At 71.2% G+C, this 21,131-nt stretch carries 22 protein-coding genes; 3 read left to right on the top strand and 19 right to left on the bottom strand.

Going from position 1 to position 21,131, the window contains the following annotated elements:
- Nucleotides 1-43 precede the first annotated feature (43 nt).
- The 12 genes from IE317_RS27725 to IE317_RS27670 form a co-directional block, all read right to left on the bottom strand.
- Entirely contained in the window at nucleotides 44-490 is a 447-nt protein-coding gene (locus IE317_RS27725) for a tetratricopeptide repeat protein (RefSeq protein ID WP_191314286.1), read from the bottom strand.
- A complete protein-coding gene (gene dapB, locus IE317_RS27720; RefSeq protein WP_191314285.1) occupies nucleotides 487-1,227 on the bottom strand; it encodes a 4-hydroxy-tetrahydrodipicolinate reductase in 741 nt (246 codons plus the stop codon). The genes IE317_RS27725 and dapB overlap by 4 nt, the downstream gene beginning before the upstream one ends.
- Nucleotides 1,224-2,588 carry a M16 family metallopeptidase gene (locus tag IE317_RS27715; RefSeq protein WP_191314284.1) on the bottom strand — a complete coding sequence of 455 codons (1,365 nt, stop codon included), beginning with the start codon at nucleotides 2,586-2,588 and terminating at the stop codon, nucleotides 1,224-1,226. The genes dapB and IE317_RS27715 overlap by 4 nt, the downstream gene beginning before the upstream one ends.
- 78 nt (nucleotides 2,589-2,666) lie before the next feature.
- Nucleotides 2,667-4,922 carry a polyribonucleotide nucleotidyltransferase gene (locus IE317_RS27710; RefSeq protein WP_191314283.1) on the bottom strand — a complete coding sequence of 752 codons (2,256 nt, stop codon included), beginning with the start codon at nucleotides 4,920-4,922 and terminating at the stop codon, nucleotides 2,667-2,669.
- A gap of 222 nt (nucleotides 4,923-5,144) precedes the next feature.
- Nucleotides 5,145-5,414, bottom strand: coding sequence for a 30S ribosomal protein S15 (rpsO, locus tag IE317_RS27705; RefSeq protein ID WP_003084034.1), 270 nt, complete (start codon nucleotides 5,412-5,414; stop codon nucleotides 5,145-5,147).
- 132 nt (nucleotides 5,415-5,546) lie between these two features.
- Entirely contained in the window at nucleotides 5,547-6,050 is a 504-nt protein-coding gene (gene thpR / locus IE317_RS27700; RefSeq protein WP_191314282.1) for an RNA 2',3'-cyclic phosphodiesterase, read from the bottom strand.
- Complete coding sequence (locus IE317_RS27695; protein ID WP_191314281.1) at nucleotides 6,050-6,523, bottom strand: helix-turn-helix domain-containing protein; 474 nt, start codon at nucleotides 6,521-6,523, stop codon at nucleotides 6,050-6,052. The genes thpR and IE317_RS27695 overlap by 1 nt, the downstream gene beginning before the upstream one ends.
- Nucleotides 6,524-6,600: 77 nt before the next feature.
- The gene (locus IE317_RS27690) at nucleotides 6,601-7,584 is read right to left on the bottom strand and encodes a bifunctional riboflavin kinase/FAD synthetase (RefSeq protein ID WP_191314280.1); all 984 of its coding nucleotides are present in this window, start codon (nucleotides 7,582-7,584) and stop codon (nucleotides 6,601-6,603) included.
- 27 nt (nucleotides 7,585-7,611) lie between these two features.
- Complete coding sequence (gene truB / locus IE317_RS27685; RefSeq protein ID WP_191314279.1) at nucleotides 7,612-8,517, bottom strand: tRNA pseudouridine(55) synthase TruB; 906 nt, start codon at nucleotides 8,515-8,517, stop codon at nucleotides 7,612-7,614.
- Between the two features lie 150 nt (nucleotides 8,518-8,667).
- A complete protein-coding gene (locus IE317_RS27680) occupies nucleotides 8,668-9,990 on the bottom strand; it encodes an MFS transporter (protein WP_191314278.1) in 1,323 nt (440 codons plus the stop codon).
- A 299-nt stretch (nucleotides 9,991-10,289) separates the two neighbouring features.
- Entirely contained in the window at nucleotides 10,290-11,612 is a 1,323-nt protein-coding gene (locus tag IE317_RS27675) for an MATE family efflux transporter (RefSeq protein WP_191314277.1), read from the bottom strand.
- Nucleotides 11,613-12,052: 440 nt separating this feature from the next.
- Nucleotides 12,053-13,042 (bottom strand): DHH family phosphoesterase, encoded by a 990-nt coding sequence (locus tag IE317_RS27670; RefSeq protein ID WP_191314276.1) that lies wholly within the window; start codon nucleotides 13,040-13,042, stop codon nucleotides 12,053-12,055.
- A 25-nt stretch (nucleotides 13,043-13,067) separates the two neighbouring features.
- Between IE317_RS27670 and IE317_RS27665 the strand changes: the two genes are divergently transcribed.
- Nucleotides 13,068-14,099 carry a TRM11 family SAM-dependent methyltransferase gene (locus IE317_RS27665; RefSeq protein WP_191314275.1) on the top strand — a complete coding sequence of 344 codons (1,032 nt, stop codon included), beginning with the start codon at nucleotides 13,068-13,070 and terminating at the stop codon, nucleotides 14,097-14,099.
- 12 nt (nucleotides 14,100-14,111) lie between these two features.
- Here IE317_RS27665 and IE317_RS27660 read toward each other — a convergent pair whose 3' ends face one another.
- Both IE317_RS27660 and IE317_RS27655 read right to left on the bottom strand, forming a co-directional pair.
- Nucleotides 14,112-15,248, bottom strand: coding sequence for an SPFH domain-containing protein (locus tag IE317_RS27660; RefSeq protein WP_229902946.1), 1,137 nt, complete (start codon nucleotides 15,246-15,248; stop codon nucleotides 14,112-14,114).
- 35 nt (nucleotides 15,249-15,283) lie between these two features.
- Nucleotides 15,284-15,511 (bottom strand): hypothetical protein, encoded by a 228-nt coding sequence (locus IE317_RS27655; RefSeq protein ID WP_003084005.1) that lies wholly within the window; start codon nucleotides 15,509-15,511, stop codon nucleotides 15,284-15,286.
- A gap of 160 nt (nucleotides 15,512-15,671) precedes the next feature.
- Between IE317_RS27655 and IE317_RS27650 the strand changes: the two genes are divergently transcribed.
- Both IE317_RS27650 and IE317_RS27645 read left to right on the top strand, forming a co-directional pair.
- Nucleotides 15,672-16,214 carry a TetR/AcrR family transcriptional regulator gene (locus tag IE317_RS27650; protein WP_191314273.1) on the top strand — a complete coding sequence of 181 codons (543 nt, stop codon included), beginning with the start codon at nucleotides 15,672-15,674 and terminating at the stop codon, nucleotides 16,212-16,214.
- Nucleotides 16,211-16,837 (top strand): class I SAM-dependent methyltransferase, encoded by a 627-nt coding sequence (locus IE317_RS27645; protein WP_191314272.1) that lies wholly within the window; start codon nucleotides 16,211-16,213, stop codon nucleotides 16,835-16,837. Before IE317_RS27650 ends, IE317_RS27645 begins: the two co-directional genes overlap by 4 nt.
- Nucleotides 16,838-16,888: 51 nt before the next feature.
- Here the strand turns inward: IE317_RS27645 and IE317_RS27640 are convergent, their stop codons facing one another.
- From IE317_RS27640 to infB, 5 genes are all read right to left on the bottom strand, one after another.
- On the bottom strand, nucleotides 16,889-17,293 hold the full coding sequence (locus IE317_RS27640) for a hypothetical protein (protein WP_191314271.1): 405 nt from the start codon (nucleotides 17,291-17,293) through the stop codon (nucleotides 16,889-16,891).
- Nucleotides 17,294-17,399: 106 nt separating this feature from the next.
- Nucleotides 17,400-18,218 carry an alpha/beta hydrolase gene (locus tag IE317_RS27635; RefSeq protein ID WP_191314270.1) on the bottom strand — a complete coding sequence of 273 codons (819 nt, stop codon included), beginning with the start codon at nucleotides 18,216-18,218 and terminating at the stop codon, nucleotides 17,400-17,402.
- A gap of 3 nt (nucleotides 18,219-18,221) precedes the next feature.
- Nucleotides 18,222-18,707 carry a 30S ribosome-binding factor RbfA gene (gene rbfA, locus IE317_RS27630; protein WP_191314269.1) on the bottom strand — a complete coding sequence of 162 codons (486 nt, stop codon included), beginning with the start codon at nucleotides 18,705-18,707 and terminating at the stop codon, nucleotides 18,222-18,224.
- Nucleotides 18,708-18,726: 19 nt separating this feature from the next.
- Complete coding sequence (locus IE317_RS27625; RefSeq protein WP_091315631.1) at nucleotides 18,727-19,020, bottom strand: DUF503 domain-containing protein; 294 nt, start codon at nucleotides 19,018-19,020, stop codon at nucleotides 18,727-18,729.
- A 76-nt stretch (nucleotides 19,021-19,096) separates the two neighbouring features.
- Nucleotides 19,097-21,131: translation initiation factor IF-2 (gene infB / locus IE317_RS27620; protein ID WP_191314268.1), on the bottom strand; the 2,035-nt coding region annotated here is incomplete at its 5' end.

Genomic DNA, 21,131 nt, shown 5'->3' with positions numbered 1-21,131 from the left:
TCCAGCCTGCCAGAGCAGGGCACCTTCACGTGAAAGTGCCCTGTCATCGGTCGGCGGCCTCCAGCTCGACGGCCTTCTTCATCGTCTCGCGGGCTCGGCGCCGGTCGCCGGCGATGTCGTAGGCGTACGCGAGCTTGTACCAGACCCGCCAGTTCCCCTGGTCGGCCTCGACCTCCGCGCGGCGCTGCTCGAACCACGCGTCGGCCGCTTCGCGATCGACGCGGCCCGAGGGGCGGCGCGGGAGGTCCGAGACGTCCGGGAGCGCGCCCTCGGCGTCCAGGCGGCGGGACAGGCGCTGGATCTGCAGGCCGTTGCGCCAGGTCACCACCACGACCCAGATGCCCAGCACCGGCAGCAGCAGGACGCCCGCACCCAGCGCGATCCCGGCCCCCGTGCCTGTCTTGAACAGGGCGAACGCCCGGTCCGCCAGCAGGAACAGGTAGACGATCAGCGCCGCCGTCAGCAGCAGCGCCACATTGCGGGCCTTCACAGGTCGAGGACGTTTTCCAGGCCGACCGTCAGGCCGGGGCGCTTCAGCACCTCGCGCACGCCGAGCAGCACGCCCGGCATGAAGGACGTCCGGTCGAGGGAGTCGTGGCGGATCGTCAGGGTCTCCCCCTCGCCGCCGAACAGGATCTCCTCGTGCGCGACCAGGCCCGGCAGGCGGACCGAGTGCACGCGGACCTCCTCGACCGTCGCTCCACGGGCGCCGTCCAGTTCGGACGTCGTCGCGTCCGGACCCGGCGTCACGCCCGCTTCCGCGCGCGCGGCCGCGATCATCCGGGCGGTGTGCGCGGCGGTGCCCGAAGGCGCGTCGGCCTTGCGGTTGTGGTGCAGCTCGATGATCTCCGCCGAGGCGTAGAACTTCGCCGCCTGGGCCGCGAACCGCATCGCGAGAACCGCGCCAAGGGCGAAGTTCGGCGCGATCAGCACGCCCAGCTCCGGCTTCGGCTCCAGCAGCGCACGCAACGACGCCAGCCGATCCTCGCTGAAGCCGGTGGTGCCGACGACCGCGTGGATGTCGTGCTCGACCAGGTACTCCAGGTTGCCCATGACCGCGTCGGGGTGGGTGAAGTCGACGACCACCTGGGCGTCGGCGAGCGCCGCGAAGTCGTCGCCCGCGTCCAGCGCCGCCACGAGCTTCAGGTCCGACGCGCCCTCGACGGCGTTCACCACCGTCGCGCCCATCCGGCCGCGCGCACCGAGCACACCGACGTTGATGGTCATGAAGCGATCACCTCGTGCAGGTCGTCAGGAAGTTCGTCGGCGTGAGCGTACGGGCCGACGACCGCCGCCGCGGAGACGCCACCGGGCCTGGCGAACAAAGTGCGAGCGAGCGCACACACGTCGTCCGCGGTGACCGCGTCGATGCGGGCGATCGTGTCGTCGACGCCCAGGTAGCGGCCGTAGTTGAGCTCGTTCTTGCCGATCCGCGACATCCGCGACGACGTGTCCTCCAGGCCCAGCACCAGCCCGCCGCGCAGCTGGCCCTTGGCGCGGGCCACCTCGGCGTCGGTGAGGCCGTCGACGCCGACCTTGTCGAGCACCTCGCGGATGACGCCGGCAACGTCGCCGAGCTTCTCCGGCTGGCAACCCGCGTACACGGCCATGTGCCCGGTGTCGGCGTAGCTCGCGACCGACGAGTACACCTGGTACGCCAGCCCGCGCTGCTCCCGGATCTCCTGGAACAGCCGCGAGCTCATCCCGCCGCCGAGGGCCGCGTTGAGCACCGACAGCGCGAAGCGGCGGTCGTCGTGGCGGGACAGCGACCGCAGGCCGAGCATGACGTGCGCCTGCTCGGTGTCGTCGGTGTGCAGGGCCAGCTTCGGCGGGGTCTTGATCCGGGCGCGGCCCTCGCGGGGCGCGATCGGCGTCGCGGTGCCGGCCAGACGCTCGCCGAGCGCCTTGCGGACCAGCCGCAGCACCTGGCTGTGGTCGATGTTCCCGGCCACCGACAGGACCATCCGCGGCAGCGTGTAGCGGCGCTTGTAGAAGTTCCGCAGCGCGGCCGGGGACATCTCGATGATCGACTTCTCGGTGCCGAGCACCGGGCGGCCGAGGGGGTGGTCGCCGAGGATGGCCGTCACGAACGTCTCGTGCAGGAGGTCCTCGGGGTCGTCGTCGCGCATCGAAATCTCTTCGAGGACGACGCTGCGTTCCATGTCCATGTCGCGGTCGGTGCACAGCGCGTCGAAGACGACGTCGGTGACCAGGTCCACGGCGAGCGGGAGGTCGGCGTCGAGCACCTGCGCGTAGTAGCAGGTGTGTTCCTTGGCCGTGAAGGCGTTGAACTCGCCGCCGACCGCGTCGATCTCCTCGGCGATCTGCGTGGCGTCGCGGTGTTTCGTGCCCTTGAACAGCAGGTGCTCGAGGTAGTGCGCGGCACCGGCGACGGCGGCCGGCTCGTCGCGGGAGCCGATGCCGACCCACAGCCCGACCGTGGCCGAGCGCGACGCGGGGACGTGCTCGGTGATCACGCGCAGGCCGCCCGGCAGGACGCTGCGCTTGACGACCGCACCGTCCGAAGTGGACTCCAGCGTGCGGGTGGTGCCGACGGGCTGCTCGTGCCCGGAAACCTGCCGTGCCATGGGTTCCTTACTCAATTTGCCGTGAAGGCCACCTCGGGACATCCCGAGGTGGCCTTCACGAACCAGAAACGAGCTGTCTTACTTGGCGTCGGCCTTGTCGGCGTCGGCCGGCTGCTCGCCGCCCTCGGCGGGCTTGGCGGCCTCGTCGTCCTTGACCACGATCAGGCTGATCTTGCCGCGGTTGTCGATGTCGGCGATCTCGACGCGGAGCTTGTCGCCCACGTTGACCACGTCCTCGACCTTGGCGATCCGCTTGCCGTTGCCCAGCTTCGAGATGTGCACCAGGCCGTCCTTGCCCGGCAGCAGCGAGACGAACGCGCCGAACGCGGCCGTCTTCACCACGGTGCCGAGGAAGCGCTCGCCGACCTTGGGCAGCTGCGGGTTGGCGATGGCGTTGATCTTGTCGATCGCCGCCTCCGCCGACGGGCCGTCGGCCGCGCCCACGTAGATCGTGCCGTCGTCCTCGATGGAGATGTCGGCGCCGGTCTCCTCGGTGATCGAGTTGATCATCTTGCCCTTCGGGCCGATGACCTCGCCGATCTTGTCGACCGGGATCTTCACGGAGGTGACGCGCGGCGCGAACGGGCTCATCTCGTCCGGGCCGTCGATCGCCTCGGCGATGACCTCGAGGATGGTGCTGCGGGCGTCCTTCGCCTGCTTCAGCGCGGCCGCGAGGACCTCCGACGGGATGCCGTCGAGCTTCGTGTCGAGCTGCAGCGCGGTGATGATGTCCTTGGTGCCGGCGACCTTGAAGTCCATGTCGCCCAGGGCGTCCTCGGCGCCGAGGATGTCGGTGAGCGCCACGTACCGCGTCTCGCCGTCGACCTCGTCGGAGACCAGGCCCATCGCGATGCCCGCGACCGGCGCCTTCAGCGGCACACCGGCGTTGTACAGCGCCATGGTGGACGCGCAGACCGAGCCCATCGACGTCGAGCCGTTGGAGCCCAGCGCCTCGGAGACCTGGCGGATCGCGTACGGGAACTCGTCGCGCTTCGGCAGCACCGGGACCAGGGCGCGCTCGGCGAGCATGCCGTGGCCGATTTCGCGGCGCTTCGGCGAACCGACGCGGCCGGTCTCACCGGTGGAGAAGGGCGGGAAGTTGTAGTGGTGCAGGTAGCGCTTCGTCGTCTCCGGGGAGAGCGAGTCGATCTGCTGCTCCATGCGCAGCATGTTCAGCGTGGTGACGCCCAGGATCTGGGTTTCGCCGCGCTCGAACAGCGCCGAACCGTGCGCCCGCGGGATCACGGCGACCTCGGCCGAGAGCGACCGGATGTCGGTGAGGCCACGGCCGTCCATGCGGATCTTCTCCGTGAGGACGCGCTGGCGCATGATCTTCTTCGTCAGGGCCTTGAACGCCCCGCCGATCTCCTTGTCACGGCCTTCGAAGGCTTCGCCCTCGCCCAGGCCGATCTTCTCGATCACGGCGGCCTTGACCTCGTCGGTCGCGGCGTCGCGGTCCTGCTTGCCGGCGATCTGCAGCGCGCGGGCCAGGTCGTCGGTCGCGATGGCGGCGACGGCCTCGTAGACGTCCGGCTGGTAGGCCGGGTAGACCGGGAACTCGCCGGTCGGCTTGGCGGCGTCGGCGGCCAGGCGCTGCTGCGCCTCGCACAGGACCTTGATGAACGGCTTGGCGGCCTCGAGGCCCTCGGCGACCGAGGTCTCGTCGGGCGCCTTGCCGCCGGCGGCGATCAGGTCGAGCGTGTGCTCGGTGCCCTCGGCCTCGACCATCATGATGGCGACGTCGTCACCGACGATGCGGCCCGCGACGACCATGTTGAAGGTCGCCTTCTCCAGCTGGGTCCACGTCGGGAACGCGACCCACTGGTCCTCGATCAGGGCGACGCGCACGCCGCCGACCGGGCCGGAGAACGGCAGGCCGGCGATCTGGGTCGACGCCGAGGCGGCGTTGATGGCCAGCACGTCGTACGGGTCGTCCGGGTTGAGGCTCTGGACGGTGATGACGACCTGGATCTCGTTGCGGAGACCGTCGGCGAACGACGGGCGCAGCGGGCGGTCGATCAGGCGGGCGGTGAGGATCGCGTCGGTCGACGGGCGGCCCTCTCGGCGGAAGAACGCGCCCGGGATGCGGCCCGCGGCGTACATGCGCTCTTCGACGTCGACGGTCAGCGGGAAGAAGTCGAAGTGCTCCTTCGGGTGCTTCGACGCGGTCGTCGCCGAGAGCAGCATGGTCTCTTCGTCGAGGTACGCGACCACGGCGCCGGCGGCCTGGCGGGCCAGCCGGCCGGTCTCGAAGCGGACGGTGCGGGTGCCGAACCGGCCGTTGTCGATGACGGCTTCGGTCTCGTGCACGGTGACTCCGGTGGAGTCGGTCATAGATTGTTCTCCTCTTTGGTTCCTTCGTACGACGCGAGTCTCCCACCCTGGGACCCGTTTCGCCTGAGGACGCTCGAGGAATGAGGCCGGTCTTCGATCGAAGCCCCCGGGACGCTTCCCGGAAGCCACTACCGAGGACCGGCGGACGGACCCTCGTGCGCGCTCGCGCCGTGTTCTGTGGCGAGGGGGAGCGACCTCGTGGTCACTCCCCCTCGGGTAAAGCTATCGGCGCAGGCCGAGGCGCTGGATCAGCGCACGGTAACGCTCGATGTCCACCTTCATCACGTAGTTCAGGAGCCGGCGGCGACGGCCGACCAGCAGCAGGAGCCCGCGACGCGAGTGGTGGTCGTGCTTGTGAGCCTTGAGGTGCTCGGTGAGGCCGACGATGCGCTTGGTGAGCAGCGCCACCTGGGCCTCGGGGGATCCGGTGTCCGAGTCGTGCACGCCGTACTCGGCCAGGATCGACTTCTTCTCTTCGGTGGACAGCGCCACTTGTGTTGCTCCTCGAAATAATCAGTGCCGTGCGGCCCCGGACGCCGGATGCACGCCGGGAAGACGGTCACGGCCGCCACGGACTGCAGCCGGACCCGGTCGTTGAGGTTACCAGCCCGCTGAACTGCCTGTTCAGCCGCGGTCCAGCTCGAAGGCGCGGGCCACGGAGTACCGGTGACCGCCCCGCTCGCGCTCGCTGGTCATCAGCACCACTTCGGTAGCCCGCCAGCTCCGGCTGGTGAAGCTCTCGAGGCTCTTGGTCCAACGCGCGGCGAGCCCCGGTTCTTCCCGGGGGAACCGCGCGAGCGTCAGATGCGCCCGGTATGGCCTCGGTTCGGCGTCGGCGCCCGCGGCGTTCGCGAGCGGTGTCAGCTCCGGTCCGACGGCAGTCAACCACAGCACCCCGGGGAACGTCGCGGCCTTTTCCAGCCGGACGTCGACACCCCCGCGCCCGGCCAGCCGCTCGCCCAGCCAGGCGGCGCGGGTTCCGACGTCGTCCGGCCCGTAGTAGGCGAGGGTGATGTGCCAGCGCTCCGGCGGTTCCCAGCGAAGGCCTTCCCCCGGGTCGCCCAGGGCCGCGGTGATCTCTTCGACGACGTCCTCCGGCGGGAGCAGCGCGCTGAACAGGACCGGCATCAGGCGCTGTTGCCCGCCCGGCGCAGCAGGTCGGCGATGGCCGGGAAGTCGTCGTCGAGGCGCTTGGCGGCCTCGCCCAGGTCCTCGTCCTCGGCCAGGTCGCGCAGGTAGGCGAGGACTTTCTGGTCTTCGTTGACCACCGGGATGTTGTCGCGGCCGACGGTGGGGCGGGAGTCGCGGACGTCCTCCATCGCGGCCAGCATCGCGTCGCGGTTGCCGGCGGCGACCTCGGGCACCAGGATCTTGCGCTCGAGCATGATCATCCTGGCCAGCACGACCGGGTTGCCGATCTTCGCGCGGCGCCCGCTCATCACCTGGCTGAGCATCGGGGCGCTGATGCCGAGGACCTCGGCCAGGAACGCCTGCGAAACGTCGAACGCGACGACGAGCCGGCGCACGCGGTCACCGAGCGGCTCCCCGTACCACTCGCGCTGCAACGCGATGTTCCGCTGGACGATCTTGTGGTCCTCCACCAGCTCCCCTTTTTTTTTCGCGCACACCGTCCGTGAGCATCTTGCCATCGCTGCCCGGTTCGTGGACGCGGAATCCCCTATTCGTCCCCGGTCAGGGCGTCCGGGGGCAGTTCGAGTGCCTTCCTGGTCTTCACCACGTCGTCGTCGATCTGCGCGACCAGCCCGGCCGAGTCGGCGAACCGCACCTGGTCCCGCAGCCGCGTGACGAAGTCGATGGCCACGTGCTGGCCGTAGAAGTCCTCGTCGACGTCGAGGACGAAGGCCTCCACGGTCCGCTCGCGCCCGGAGAACGTCGGGTTGGTGCCCACCGAGACCGCCGCGCGCAGGCGGCGCTGGGGGTCGGCCGAACGGGTGAACCACGCGCTGTAGACACCGTCGGCCGGGACCGCGGCGAAACGCGGGGTCGACAGGTTCGCCGTCGGGTAGCCGAGCTCGTGGCCCCGGCCGTCGCCGCGGACGACGATCCCTTCGAGGCGGTGCGGGCGGCCGAGCGCCTCGGCGGCGGCGACCACGTCACCGGCGTCGATGCACGACCGGACGTAGGTGCTGGAGAAGGTGATCGCCGACTGGTCCTCTTCGGACAGTTCCTTGCCCTGCAGCTCGGCACCGAACGCGGCGAAGCCGAACCGGCGGCCGAGGGTGCGCAGCATGGCGACGTCGCCGGCCGCCTTGGCGCCGAAGGTGAAGTTGTCGCCGACGATCACCGCGGCCGCGTGCAGCCGGTCGACCAGCACCTCGTGCACGAACTCCTCCGGCTGCAGCCGGGACAGCTCGAGGGTGAACGGCAGCACGCAGAAGACGTCGACACCCAGGCTCTCGACGATCTCGGCCTTGCGCCGCAAGGTCGTCAGCTGCGCCGGGTGGCTGCCCGGGCGCAGCACCTCCGACGGGTGCGGGTCGAACGTCAGCATCACGCTCGGCAGGCCGCGCTCGGCCGCCGCCGCCACCGTCCGGCTGATCAGCTCCTGGTGCCCGCGGTGGACACCGTCGAACACGCCGATGGTGACCACGCACCGGCCCCAGCTGCCGGGAAGGTCCCCCAGCCCACGCCACCGAAGCACGTCAGACTCCCGTCTCTCGAGCCCACCCTAGGCGGGCAGCAACACGACCACCGCGCGGGACACGCCTTGTTCGTCGGCGGCCAGGGCGAGCACCCGGCCGTCGGGACCGAAGAGCCCGTACGTGCCTTCGACACCGGCCGCCGGGATGCGCTGGCCGTGGCGGACCGCTTTCGCCGTGGCGGCGTCGAGGTCGCGGCGCGGGAACGCGGCGGCGACGGCGGCGTCGAGGTCGAGGCTCAGTTCGGGCTGTTCTTCGAGCTGGTCGAGGGTCCTCGCCTTGGCCAGGGTGAACGGGCCGACCGTGGTACGGCGGAGTGCCTTCAGGTGGCCGCCGACGCCGAGGTCCGCGCCCAGGTCGCGGGCCAGCGCACGGACGTAGGTGCCCGAGGAGCACTCGACGACGGCGTCGACCTCGACGTGGTCCTCCTCGTGACGGACGGCGAGGACGTCGAAGCGGTAGACGGTGACCGGGCGGGCCGGGATGACGACGTCCTCGCCGGCGCGGACGCGGGCGTAGGCGCGCTTGCCGTCGATCTTGACCGCGCTGACCGCGCTGGGTACCTGCTGGATGTCGCCGGTGAGCTTCTCGACGCCGGTGGCGATGTCTTCGTCCGTTACTTTTTCCGTCTCGGCTTGGCTCAGCACTTCACCCTCGGCGTCGTCGGTCGTGGTGCTGCTGCCGAGGCTGAGGGTGGCCAGGTAGGTCTTGCGGTCCAGGGCCAGGTGGCCGAGCAGCTTGGTGGCGCGTTCGATGCCGAGCACGAGGACGCCGGTCGCCATCGGGTCGAGCGTGCCGGCGTGCCCGACCTTGCGGGTGCCCATGATCCGGCGGGCGCGCGCGACGACGTCGTGCGACGTCATGCCGGCGGGCTTGTCGACGATGAGGAGGCCGGGGGGCGGCGCGGGGCGGCGGGGCGGTTTGGGGCTCGACACGCGGCAACCCTAGCGGCCGCTCCTTGCGGATCGATCAGGCCGCTGGTGCAGGCTCGGCAAGCGCGCCAATGTGGCCTTCGGTGCGTCAGACGCAACCAAGGCGGCCTTCGGTGCGGAAGACGCAACCAAGGCCGCCTTGGGGCGCATGAGTCAGGCGGCGACGATCGGCGTCTCCGGCAGCGCCGCGTCCCAGCGGCGGCGGGTGATCCGGACCGGGAGCTCCTCGCCGCGGGCCTCGGCGAGGAACAGGTGGGTGCGGGTCCGGCGCCACCACACGAGCATGCGGACCGTGCCGAAGGCCAGCACGGCGACCAGGGCCAGCAGCGCCAGCCGGAAGTTGCCGCCGGTGACCTGGAGGAGGACGCCGACCGCCAGCGCGGCGATCGTCGTCGCCACGAAACCGCCGACGTTGACCACGCCCGTCGCCGTGCCGACGCGGGTGAGCGGGTTGTAGTCGCGGGCCAGCGCGAAGCCGATCATCGACGCCGGGCCGCCGAGGGCGAGGAAGGCGAACGCGGGCACCAGCACCGGCAGGGGCACCTGGCCCGGCCAGCCCAGCAGCACTGCCCAGACCAGCGCGGCCCCGCCGATGTAGCCGCCGACCAGCGGCATCCGCAGCGACGGACGCCGTCCGATCAGGCCGCCGAGGGCCGGGCCGCCGGCCATCGAGCCGAAGACGAACACGGTGAGCAGCGCGCTCGCCGTCGCCTTCGACTGGCCTTGGCCCTGGACCAGCCAGGGGACGCCCCAGAGCAGTGTCAGGGCGTTCGGGGCGAACATCGTGCTGAAGTGGACCCAGAAACCCAGGCGCGTCCCCGGCGTCCGCCAGGCCTCGGCGACCTGGCCGGCGAGCTCGCGCGGGCGGACTTCTTCGCGCGCGGGCGGCTGTTCGCCCGCCGGGACGTCGCGGACCCGCAGGGCCACGACGGCGGTGTAGAGGACCGTGATGGCGCCGACGGCCAGGAACGTGGGCGTCCAGCCGGCGCCGTCGAGGACCAAGGCCAGCGGGACGGTGGCGGCGAGGTTGCCGATGTAGCCGACGGCCGCGGTGAACGACGTCAGCAGCGCGTACTGCCGGCCCGGGAAGTGGGCCGCGACCAGGCGCAGGACGCTGACGAAGGTGAGCGCGTCGCCGAGGCCGAGGACGCCGCGGGCGAGCAGGCCGAGGCCGTAGGAGTGGGCGACGCCGAGCAGGAGCTGGCCGGCACCGAGGATCAGGACGGCGGCGGTGAGGACGCGGCGGGGGCCGTAGCGGTCGACCAGGACGCCGGTCGGGATCTGCATCGCGGCGTACACACCGACCTGCAGGACGGTGAAGGTGCCGAGCGCGGCCGCGCCGACGCCGAAGCGCTCGGCGGCCTGCAGCCCGGCGACCCCGAAGGACGTCCGGTGGAAGACGGCGAGGAGGTAGACGGTGACGGCGGCGAGCCAGATCAGCCAGGACCGGGCGGTGGCACGGCCGGTGGCGGGCACAGGTTCCTCCAGAGGTGGGCGGTTCGGGGCGCAGGACGCCCACGCTGCCGTCCCTACTACTTGTATCGCCTAAGCAACCACGAACCATAGCCACGACCCGCGTGGCTTTCCCCACAGGTAACCCCCATCACCCGTGCTCAGCGGGGCATCACCCGTGATCGAGCGGGCATCTCACGTGCTTGGAGGGGCATCACGCGTGATTGAGGGGGCATCGGGCTGATGCCCCGCTGATCACGCGTGATGCCCGCCGGATCACACGTGATGCCCCTCCGGACACGCGTGATGCCGGTTTGCGCACGTCAGGCGGGGCGGGTGGCGCCGGTGACGGCCCAGTTTCCGGAGCGCCAGCGGGCCAGGACCGCGGCCAGGCGGAGGAGCATGAAGAGGGAAAGACCGGTCCAGATGCCCGTGAGGCCCCAGCCGAAGCCGAGCGAGGCCCAGATCAGCGGGAGGAAGCCGAGGGCGGCGCTGCCGAGCGTCGCGTTGCGGAGGAAGGCCGCGTCGCCCGCGCCCAGGAGGACGCCGTCCAGGGCGAAGACCACGCCCGCGATCGGCTGCAGGGCCACGAAGAACCACCACGCGTGCGGGATCTCGGCGAGCACGCCCGGGTCGGACGTGAACGCGTGCGGCAGCACCCAGGACAGCGCCGCGAACAGCACCCCCAGGAAACAGCCCATCAGCAGTCCGTACCCGGTGATCTGCGACGCGACCCCGCGCGCCTGCCGGGCCGAGTTCGCCCCCAGCGCCGCCCCCACCAGCGACTGCGCGGCGATCGCCACCGAGTCCAGCACCAGCGCCAGGAACGTCCACAGCTGCAGCACCACCTGGTGCGCGCCGACCGCTTCGGTCGACGTCCGGGCCGCGACGGCCGCCGCCGAGACGAAGCACGCCTGGAAGGCCAGGCTGCGCAGCACCAGGTCGCGGCCGAGGCCGAGCTGGGCGCGCATCACCTTGAAGTCCGGCCGCAGGCCCACCTTCTCGCGCACCAGCGCCAGGATGAACAGCGACGCCGAGATCACCTGCGCCGCGACGTTCGCGATCGCCGAACCCTCCAGGCCCAGCCCCGCCCAGTAGACGAGGACCGGGCACAGCACGGCCGAGATCCCGTTGCCCGCCAGCACGTACCGCAACGGCTTCGCGGCGTCCTGGACTCCGCGCATCCAACCGTTGCCGGCCATGGTGACCAGGATCAGCGGCGCTCCGAACAACGCGATCCGCAGCCAGGAGACGGCGGCCGAGGCGATCTCGTCGCTCCCCGAAAGGACCCGCGCGATCGGCCAGGCCAGCAGCTGCCCCGCGGCCAGCACGACGAGCCCGACGAACACCGCCAGCCACGTCGCCTGCACGCCTTCGCGCACCGCGTCGGCCCGGCGGCCGGCGCCGTGCAGGCGGGCGGTGCGGGACGTCGTGCCGTAGGACAGGAACGTCAGCTGGCTCGACACCTGGGCCAGCACGACGCCGCCGAGCGCGAGCCCGGCCAGCGGCAAGGCATCGAGGTGACCGACCACGGCGGTGTCGACCAGCACGTACAGCGGCTCGGCGGCCAGCACGCCCAGCGCGGGCACGGCCAAGCCCAGCACGCGCTTCGCCGGGACCCGCTCGATCTCCTCCACGTTCGCCACGATCCGGACTCTAACCGCCGCCACCGACAGTTCCGGCCGGCGGGAACCTCGTTCGGCGCGGACCTCGCCGGGACGCGGGTCCAGGCACACGCGATCGCGCAGTCGCCGGCGCGCGGAGACCGACCACCGGCGGGGCGTGCCCGCTTCGCCGTGATGGACAGCTCCGTGCGGTCGTCGAGCGTGCCCATCGCCGGGAAGCGGAGGTCGAGCAGCAGCCGGTCGGCCGGGGCGGCCGGCCCGGTCACCGCGTCGGTCCGGTCAGCAGCCCGTCGCCGCGGTCGCCCGCCGCTTCGGTCGGTTCGGTCATGCCCGGCCTCCCTTCGCTCCCCGGCCTAGTGCGGCGGCCGGTGAAGGCGTGCCGGATGCCGTGCCGCGCCATGTGTTCCACACAGGACCGGACGGTGATCACCACGGGAAGGCGCGAAAGCGCGACCGGCGCGCTACAGCAGCGGCGCCCGCTCCAAGGCCGCGCGCAGACCCGCGACGACCTCGTCGGCCGGGCCCGCGATCGTGCAGCCCGCGGCCTGCCGGTGCCCGCCGCCGCCGAACTCGGCCGCCACCGCCGAGACGTCGATCCCGGTGGAACGCAACGAGATCTGCCACTGCTCCGGGTGCGCCGGGTCCTGTTTGAGCACGGCCGCGACGGCCGCATCGCGCACCGAGCGGACGACGTCGACGACCGACTCGACCTCCTCGCTGCGGACCGTGCGCGCGGCTTCGGCGGAAACCACCGCGTGCACGAAACCCCGGCCCTGCGCGGCTTCCGGCTCCAGCCGGGCCTCGCGCAGCACGGACGAGAGCATCGGCAGCCAGGCGAACGGGCGCTCGTCGACGATCCGGCGCACGATCGCCTCCGGGTCGGCCCCCGCTTCCAGCAGCCGGGCCGCCATCCGGTGCGTGTCCGGGCTCGCCCGGCGGAACCCGCTCGTGTCGGTGACGATCCCCGCGTAGAGCCCGCGCGCGATCGGCTCGTCCAGCTCCGCGCCCAGTGCCTCCAGGACGCGGAACACGAGGACCGCGCTGGCCTCGGCGCGCTCGTCCACGACGTGGCAGGTGCCGTAGAAGGTGTTGGTCGCGTGGTGGTCGATCACCAGCACCGCGCCGGCGAGCTCGACGCGCCCGGCGAGCCGGCCGAGCCGCTTCGGCGTCGGCGTGTCGACGCACACGAGCAGCTCCTCGGAGTCCGGGAGTGTGTCCGGGTGGGTGAGCAGGCCGTCTTCGTCGAGCCACCGCAGCGTCTCCGGGGCCTCGTCGGGCTCGCCGAAGGAGACGCGCACGCGGGCGCCGCGCTGCCGCAGCGCCCGGCCGAGGGCCAGTGCGCTGCCCAGCGCGTCCGCGTCCGGCCGCACGTGGCCGAGGATCGTCACGTCGCCGGCCGACGCGAGCAGGGCCGCCGCGGCCCGGATGTGCTGCACCGAAGGAGGGGTCACGGTGCGTCACGCTACGCTCTGCGGGATGCCTGAGTACGCGATGCTGGTCTACCCCTCGGCCAACCGGGTCTACGCCGCCTCCTCCCCCGCGCTGCTGCGCGCCGAGCTGGCGGTGTTCGGCGCGGGCCTGGCGGCCGAGCTGTCCGCCATCGAGGAGGTCGAGCTCGGCGGCGTCGGCTACGTGCGCTTCACCAGCTCGGCGCCCCTCGGCGAGCGCGACCTCGCGCTGCTGTCCAACCTCTCGTCGCTGTATGCCCTGTTCGAGCTGGGTGACGGCGTCCTCCGTCCGGTGCGCGTGACACCGCTGGCCAAGGCCGATTCGGACCTGCTGACCATCCAGAAGTACGCGGGCAAGACCAACGAGCTGTTCACCAAGCTGCTGGTGAACGTGACGCTGCTGGCGACCGCGGACCCGTTCTCGGACCGGCCGAAGTACCTGCTCGACCCGCTGTGCGGCCGCGGCACCACGCTCAACCAGGCGATGATGTACGGCCTGCACGCGACCGGCCTGGACGTCGACGCCAAGGACTTCGAGGCCTACGAGGCGTTCATCAAGACGTGGCTGCGGAACAAGCGCGTGAAGCACACCGCCGAGTCGGGCCAGCTGCGGCGCAACAAGGTCCGGCTCGGCCGTCGCCTCGACATCGAGTACGCACTGGACAAGGAAGCGTACAAAGCGGGTGACACGCGCAAGCTCACCTACTTCAACGCCGACACGCTCACGACCGACGAGGTGCTGCGGGCGAACTCCTGCGACGTGATCGTCACGGACGCGCCGTACGGCGTGCAGCACGGCAGCCACCGCGAAACCGGGTTGCAGCGGAGCCCGCGCGACCTGCTCGCGGCGGCCGTCCCGGTGTGGACGCGGGTGCTGAAACCCGGTGGGGCGCTCGGCATCTCGTGGAACACCACCGTGCTGCCGCGGGAAGAGCTGGTCGAGGTGCTCCGGAAGGCCGGGCTCGACGTGCGCGAAGGCGGGCCGTGGGAGGAGTTCGCCCACCGCGTCGACCAGGCCATCCTGCGTGACCTGGTCGTCGCCGTGAAACCCGCGTCCTGAGTCGACAAAGCGCTACGCGGTGAGCTCGGGCTTCGCCGGCGCCTGCCCGTTCGCTTCCGGTGCCGCCGCCGGAGCCGGAGCGGGCGGCGTGCTCAGGCCGCGCTTCACCGAGTCCAGAATGGACAATCCCTGGCCGACCAGCCCGGCGGCCATCTCGCCGAGGCCGTCGGCGCCGTTGAGGATGTTGACGTTCGCCCCCGACAGGCCCCGCCCGGCTTCCTTGACGATCTGCGGCAGCTGGTCGATGAGCATCCGGTCGAGCGCGACCCGGTTGTGCGACGCCGCCGCCTCCGCCTGGATGCGCATCTTCTCCGCCTCGGCGACCGCCAGGATGCGGATCCGCTCGGCCTCGGCGTCGGCGGGCTTGATGACCTCGGCCACCAGCTGCTGCTGCCGCAGTTCGGCTTCCCGCTGGGCCAGCTCGGTGCGCGCGTCGATGACCTCCTGCTGCGCCCTCGCCTGCGCGAGCGGACCGGCCTGGCCGGCCTGCGCCTGCGCCGCCTCGACCTCGGCGCGGTACCGCGCCTGCACGATCGACGTCTGCCGGGCGTACTCGGCCTGCGTCCGCTGCGACTCCTGCTCGGCCTCCGCCGCGGTCTTGTTCGCCACGGCCTGGGCGATCTGCGCGTCCCGCTGGATGGCGGCGTTGTGCGGTGCGGCCATCGCGGCGATGTAGCCGAGCTTCATGTCGTCGATCGACTGGATCTGCAGCGCGTCGACGGTGAGCCCGATCTTCGCCATCTCCACCGCGGAGCCGTCCAGCACCTCGGTGGCGAGCTTCTGCCGCTCGGTGATGATCTCCTCGACGGTCATCGACCCGATGATGGACCGCAGGTGCCCGGCGAAGATCCGGCCGGTCAGCACGGACATCTGGTCCTGGTCGGAGAGGAACCGCTGGCCGGCGTTGACGATGCTCTCGGTGTCGTTGCCGACCTTGAACGCGATCACCGCCCGGACCGTGAGGGCGATGGCCTGCTTCGTCACGCACACTTCGGTCACCTCGGCTTCGCACATGGCGAGCGTGAGGAACCGGACTTTCCGGAAGACCGGCATGACGAAGGCACCGTGGCCGGTGACGACCCGGAACGGCGACGCGCCCTTGCTGTTCTTGCCCCCGGAGATCAGCATCGCCTCGTTGGGAGCAGGCACGCGATAACCGAACATCGGCTGTCCTTTGGAAAGCACTAAGAAGCGGGATCCGAGGCGTCCCACGCCACGACGTCGACCGTGCGCCGTCCCCGGGTTTCCACGACCAGGACGGTCGTGCCCTTCGGCAGCTCCGTGTCGGACCAGGCAAGGAAGGTTTCCAGGCCGCCCCTGATCCTGATCAGCACCTCCCCGGGGCCCCGCTGCCCGCGGGTGCCGACCAGGAGGACTCCGGTGCGGCCGGACGGGGAAAGGTCGGAGTGCACGGGTGCCGACCTCCCTCGGTGGCCGTCTCGGTGCGGGGCGAACCCCCGCTCGTCCCATTGTGCTCCCGCCGGACGCACGCGGTGGGCACTGTGAGGTTCCGATCAGGCAGGCAACCGGGCGGGCCGCCCGAGCGTACAGCCGTCGCTATACTCGCCGACTGTGACCGTCGAGCAACGTCCCCTGCGCGCGGACGCCCGGCGCAACCGCGAGGCGCTGGTCGCGGCGGCGCGGGAAGTGTTCGGCGCCAAGGGGGTCGACGCCCCGCTCGACGAGATCGCCCGGCGCGCCGAAGTGGCGATCGGCACCCTCTACAACCGGTTCCCGACGCGGGCGGACCTCGTCGAAGCCGCGTTCCTGCCGACGCTCGAAGAGGCGCAGGCCGTGCTGGAGGAGGCCCTCGCGTGCGAGGACCCGTGGGACGGTTTCGTCCTGTTCCTCGAACGTTCGGTGCTGATGCAGGTCTCCGACCGCGGCTTCACCGAGGTGTGCTCGCGGACGTTCGACCCGGCGTCGGGGCTGGAGAAAGCCAAGCAGGCCAACGGTTCCCGGATGCACCGGATCATCACGCGCGCCCAGGAGGCCGGTGCGCTGCGGAAGGACTTCCGGGGAACCGACCTGCCGATCGTGTTCGCGGCGGCGACCGCCACCCCGGACTGGCGGCGCGCGCTCGGCATCGTCCTCGACGGCCTGCGCGCGCGATGACCTGGCTCGCCGACACCGCCACCTCCTACGACACGGTGGCTGCGAGCTACGCGGACTTCGTCTCGAACGCGCTGGAGAAGCAGCCGTACATGCGGGCCGCGCTGGCGTTGTTCGCCGCGGAGGTCGACGGGCCCGCGGTGGACGTCGGCTGCGGCCCGGGGCACTTCACCGCGCACCTGGCTTCGCTCGGGGTCGACGCGTGGGGTATCGACCTGTCCCCGGGCATGGTGGACCTGGCCCGGCGAACCCACCCCGAACTGCGGTTCGAGGTGGGGTCGATGACGGACCTCCCGCTGCCCGACGCGTCCGTGGCCGGGGTGCTGGCGTTCTGGTCGCTGATCCACGTCCCGGACGATGCGGTGCCGGCGGCGCTGGGCCACTTCCACCGCGTCCTGCGGCCGGGTGGCCTGCTGGTGATCGGCTACCACGTCGGCGCGGGCACCCGGCTCAAGACCCAGGGCTACGGCGGGCACCCGATGAAGGTCAGCGTGCACCTGCGGCAGCCGTGGTGGCTGGCGCGGCGGGTGCGGGAGGCCGGGTTCACGGTCGAGGCGGAGTGGGCGCTCGACCCGGAAAACCCGGTGTCGCAGGCGATCCTGTTCGCCCGGCGCGGTCGTGAGTGAAAAGAGGGTCAGAACCCTCTTTTTCACTCACGACAGGCGGTGCCGGGGCTCCTAGTCGCGGATGTCGTTCCACTGGTCGGAGCACTTGAACGCCCCGCCGTCGCCGGTGATGCAGGCCTGGCTCCTGATCCGGTTGATGCCACCGACGAGGTTCGGGTCCCCGATCGAGAAGTAGTCGGTGTCCGCAATCGTCACGCGGCTGTCGATTTTCCTGGAACCCGCGAACGCGTCGAAGTGCCCGGTCATGGTGGCGCCCTGGTGGTCCACCGTCATGCGGGCCGTGCGGTTGCCCCAGTAGATCCAGCCCTCCAGGTAGACCGTTCGGCAGTCCCAGCCGTCGATGCACAGCTTGAAGTGGTCCGTGGCGTACGCGGGCGCCGCGTTGGCCGGCAGTTGTCCGAGGCTCAGTCCCGCGACAGCCAGCGCCGCGGCTACCTGCCATCTTCTGATCGCCATGTCCTCACCTTTCCTGACGGTGTACGTCCGGAGAGGAAACGCCTCAGCGGTCCAGTCGGTTGAGTCTGACTCTAGGCGAACGCCTGCACGGCCTTGGACACCGCGGTCACGACAGGCGCTCCCCCACGAACTTCACGATCTCCGGGAGTACGCCTCGCCAGTATTCGTCATCGTGGCCGCCCGGCGAGAAGCGGGACACCTCCGGCGAAACCGCCTTCACCAGCCGCCGGTCGGCGGCCAGGAACGGGTCCGACTCGCCGCACCACACGCCCAAGGCGCCGGGGCGGAGCTCGGCCGGGTGCCGCAGGGGTTCCGCATCGCGCCAGTTCGCCTCGTCCGCGAACACCTTGCGGCTGCGGGCGTCCGGCCAGCTGGCGAACAGCGCCGCGCTCGCCGTGGCCACCGCCTTCAGCTCCGGGTGGGTGCGGGCGAACCGCAGGGCGCCGAAGCCGCCCATCGAAATGCCGAACACCGCCGACGGCGGGCGCAGGTCGCGGGCCGTCAGCCAGCCCGGGACTTCGTCGGCCAGCATGCGCTGCGGGTCGTCGTCACCGCCGGTTTTCACCCAGTAGTGGTCGCCGTCGAGGGCCGCGATCGCGAACGGTGGCGTTCCGGCGCGGACCGCCGCCGTCAGCACCGCCGGGACCCCCAGGGAGAGGAACGTCCGCGCCCGGGCGCCGCGGCCGTGCAGGGCCAGGCAGACCGGCAGGCCCGCGGCCGGGACGCCTTCGGGCGTCATCAGCACCAGGTCGACGTCGGTGCCGCGGGCCGCCGAGGGCATGCGCTGGACCGTCACCGGGTCACGCGGTGCGGCCGGCCGGGTGGGTGCCGGCACCGGCGGCGGTCCGGGTGGGGGTTCGGCAGCCGAGCAGCCCGCCAGCAGCGCCAGTGCGCTGCCGGCGAGCAGACGGCGGCGGGAGAGCACGGGTCAGCCCCGGCTCTCCTCCTCCGCGAACTCGGCGTCTTCGGCGTCTTCGGTCTCTTCGCGCGGTGCCTTGTACGGGTCGGCGTCGCCCGCGTGCTGGGCGCCGGTCGCGCGGCGGGCGACCTCGGCGTCGGCCTCGCGGGCCTTGGCCAGCAGGTCCTCGATGCGCTTCGACTCCTCGGGAATCGTGTCCGCGACGAAGGTCAGCGTCGGCGTGTAGCGGACGCCGGTGCCCTGCCCGACCTTCGTGCGCAGCACCCCGCGCGCCGATTCGAGCGCGGCCGCCGCACCGGCGAAGTCCGGGACGGAGTCCAGCTTCTCGCCGAGGACCGTGTAGTACACCGTCGCGTCGTGCAGGTCGCCGGTGACCTTCGTGTCCGTGATGGTCACGTAGTCCAGCCGGGGGTCCTTGACCTCGTGCTCGATCGCCGACGCGACGATCTGCGAGATCCGCTTGGCGAGCTTGCGAGCCCGAGCAGGATCGGCCATGTCGTTCTCCTAGGAAGATCTAATCATCGGGGCCGAGCAGCCGGCGGCGGGCGGAGAGCAGTTCGAACTCCGGCCTGCTCGCCACGTACCGCTCACACGAGTCGAGCACGTCCCGGACGTGCTCGCCACCTTCGGCGACCACGGCCACCCCGATGAGGGTCCGGCGGTGCAGGTCGGCGTGCCCGGCTTCGGCCACCGACACGGCGAAGCGCTTGCGCACCTCGGCCAGCACCGGACGGACCACGGATCGCTTCTGCTTCAGCGAATGGACGTCACCGAGCAGGATGTCGAGCTCGAGAGCTCCGACGAACATAGGCAAGTTTGGGTGTGTCGTAGGGATGGGAACCCCGGGTGTGCGGCGGTGAGCCGCACACCCGGGGACACAGGCATTACGCCCGCGGCTTCTCGCGCTGCTCGTACGTCTCGATCACGTCGTCGACCTTGATGTCGCCGTACGAACCGAGCGTCAGACCGCACTCGTAGCCCTCGCGGACCTCGACCACGTCGTCCTTGAACCGCCGCAGCGAGCTGATCGGCAGGTTCTCCGCGACGACCGTGCCGTCGCGCAGGAGACGGGCCCGGGCGTTGCGCCGGATCTCGCCGGACATGACCAGGCAACCCGCGATCGTGCCGATCTTGGAGGACTTGAAGACCTCGCGGACCTCCGCGCGGCCCAGCTCGACCTCTTCGTACTCCGGCTTGAGCATGCCCTTGAGGGCCTGCTCGATCTCGTCGATCGCCTGGTAGATGACCGTGTAGTACCGGACGTCGACGCCCTCGCGGGTGGCCCGCTCGGTCGCCTTGCCCTGGGCGCGGACGTTGAACCCGAGGACGATCGCGTCGGACGCGGTCGCCAGGTCGATGTCCGACTCGGTCACGCCACCGACACCGCGGTGGACCACGTTCAGCTCGACCTCGTCGCCGACGTCCAGCTGGAGCAGCGAGGCTTCGAGGGCCTCGACCGTACCCGAGTTGTCACCCTTGATGATCAGGTTGAGGCTGTTCGTCTCCTTCAAGGCGGAGTCGAGGTCCTCGAGGCTGACCCGCTTGCGGCGCGACGCGTTGAGCGCGTTGCGCGTGCGAGCCGACCGGCGCTCGGCGATCTGCCGGGCGACGCGGTCCTCGTCGACCACCAGGAAGGTGTCACCCGCACCCGGCACCGACGTGAAGCCGATGACCTGGACGGGCCGCGACGGCAGCGCCTCGGTGACGTCGACGTTGTGCTCGTCGACCATCCGGCGGACGCGGCCGTAGGCGTCACCCGCCACGACCGAGTCACCGACGCGCAGCGTGCCGCGCTGGACCAGGACGGTGGCCACCGGGCCGCGGCCGCGGTCGAGGTGCGCCTCGATCGCGACACCCTGGGCCTCCATGTCCGGGTTGGCCCGGAGGTCCAGAGCGGCGTCGGCGGTCAGCAGGATCGCCTCGAGAAGGCCGTCGATGTTGATGTTCTGCCGCGCGGAGATCTCGACGAACATCGTGTCGCCGCCGTACTCCTCGGCGACCAGGCCGTACTCGGTCAGCTGCTGCCGGATCTTGTCCGGGTTCGCGCCTTCCTTGTCGATCTTGTTGATCGCGACCACGATCGGGGCCTTGGCGGCCTGCGCGTGGTTGATCGCCTCGACCGTCTGCGGCATCACACCGTCGTCGGCCGCCACCACGATCACCGCGATGTCGGTCGAGTTCGCACCACGGGCACGCATGGCGGTGAACGCCTCGTGACCCGGGGTGTCGATGAAGGTGATCAGGCGCGGGTTGCCGTCGAGCTCGGTCTCGATCTGGTACGCACCGATGTGCTGCGTGATGCCGCCGGCCTCGCTCTCGCGGACCTTCGTCTTCCGGATCGTGTCGAGCAGGCGGGTCTTACCGTGGTCGACGTGACCCATGATGGTCACGACGGGCGGCCGGACCTGCAGGTCCTCTTCCTCGCCGGAGTCTTCGCCATACGTGATGTCGAAGGTCTCCAGGAGCTCGCGGTCCTCCTCCTCGGGGCTGACGACCTGAACGTTGTAGTTCATTTCGCCGCCGAGCAGCTCGAGGATGTCGTCGGACACGGACTGCGTCGCGGTGACCATCTCGCCGAGGTGGAAGAGCACCTGCACCAGCGAAGCCGGGTTGGCGTCGATCTTCTCGGCGAAGTCGGTCAGCGAGGCACCGCGCGGCAGCCGGATCGTCTCGCCACTGCCCTTGGGCAGGCGGACGCCGCCGACGCTGGGCGCCTGCATGTTGTCCATGTACTCCTGGCGCTTCTGCCGCTTCGACTTGCGGCCCTTGCGCGAGGGACCACCGGGACGCCCGAAGGCACCCGCGGTACCGCCACGGCCACCGGGGCCGCCACGACCGCCGCCGCCACCGCGGAAGCCGCCGCCACCGGCCGGGGCACCGCCACCGGGACCGCCGCCACCCGGGCGGAAGCCGCCGCCA

The sequence above is a fragment of the Amycolatopsis bullii genome (assembly GCF_014654205.1).
GTDB classification, from domain to species: Bacteria; Actinomycetota; Actinomycetes; order Mycobacteriales; family Pseudonocardiaceae; genus Amycolatopsis; species Amycolatopsis plumensis.
Note: the sequence above shows the minus strand (reverse complement) of the source record. Positions and strands in the feature narration are given on the sequence as shown.

Bases quoted from the DNA above. Each gene is read 5' to 3' on its own strand.
- IE317_RS27625 (WP_091315631.1), bottom strand. From the start codon at position 19,020: ATGTTCGTCGGAGCTCTCGAGCTCGACATCCTGCTCGGTGACGTCCAT.
- thpR (WP_191314282.1), bottom strand. From the start codon at position 6,050: ATGCCGGTCCTGTTCAGCGCGCTGCTCCCGCCGGAGGACGTCGTCGAA.
- IE317_RS27665 (WP_191314275.1), top strand. From the start codon at position 13,068: ATGCCTGAGTACGCGATGCTGGTCTACCCCTCGGCCAACCGGGTCTAC.
- IE317_RS27645 (WP_191314272.1), top strand. From the start codon at position 16,211: ATGACCTGGCTCGCCGACACCGCCACCTCCTACGACACGGTGGCTGCG.
- rbfA (WP_191314269.1), bottom strand. From the start codon at position 18,707: ATGGCCGATCCTGCTCGGGCTCGCAAGCTCGCCAAGCGGATCTCGCAG.
- IE317_RS27715 (WP_191314284.1), bottom strand. From the start codon at position 2,588: ATGGCACGGCAGGTTTCCGGGCACGAGCAGCCCGTCGGCACCACCCGC.
- dapB (WP_191314285.1), bottom strand. From the start codon at position 1,227: ATGACCATCAACGTCGGTGTGCTCGGTGCGCGCGGCCGGATGGGCGCG.
- IE317_RS27640 (WP_191314271.1), bottom strand. From the start codon at position 17,293: ATGGCGATCAGAAGATGGCAGGTAGCCGCGGCGCTGGCTGTCGCGGGA.
- IE317_RS27710 (WP_191314283.1), bottom strand. From the start codon at position 4,922: ATGACCGACTCCACCGGAGTCACCGTGCACGAGACCGAAGCCGTCATC.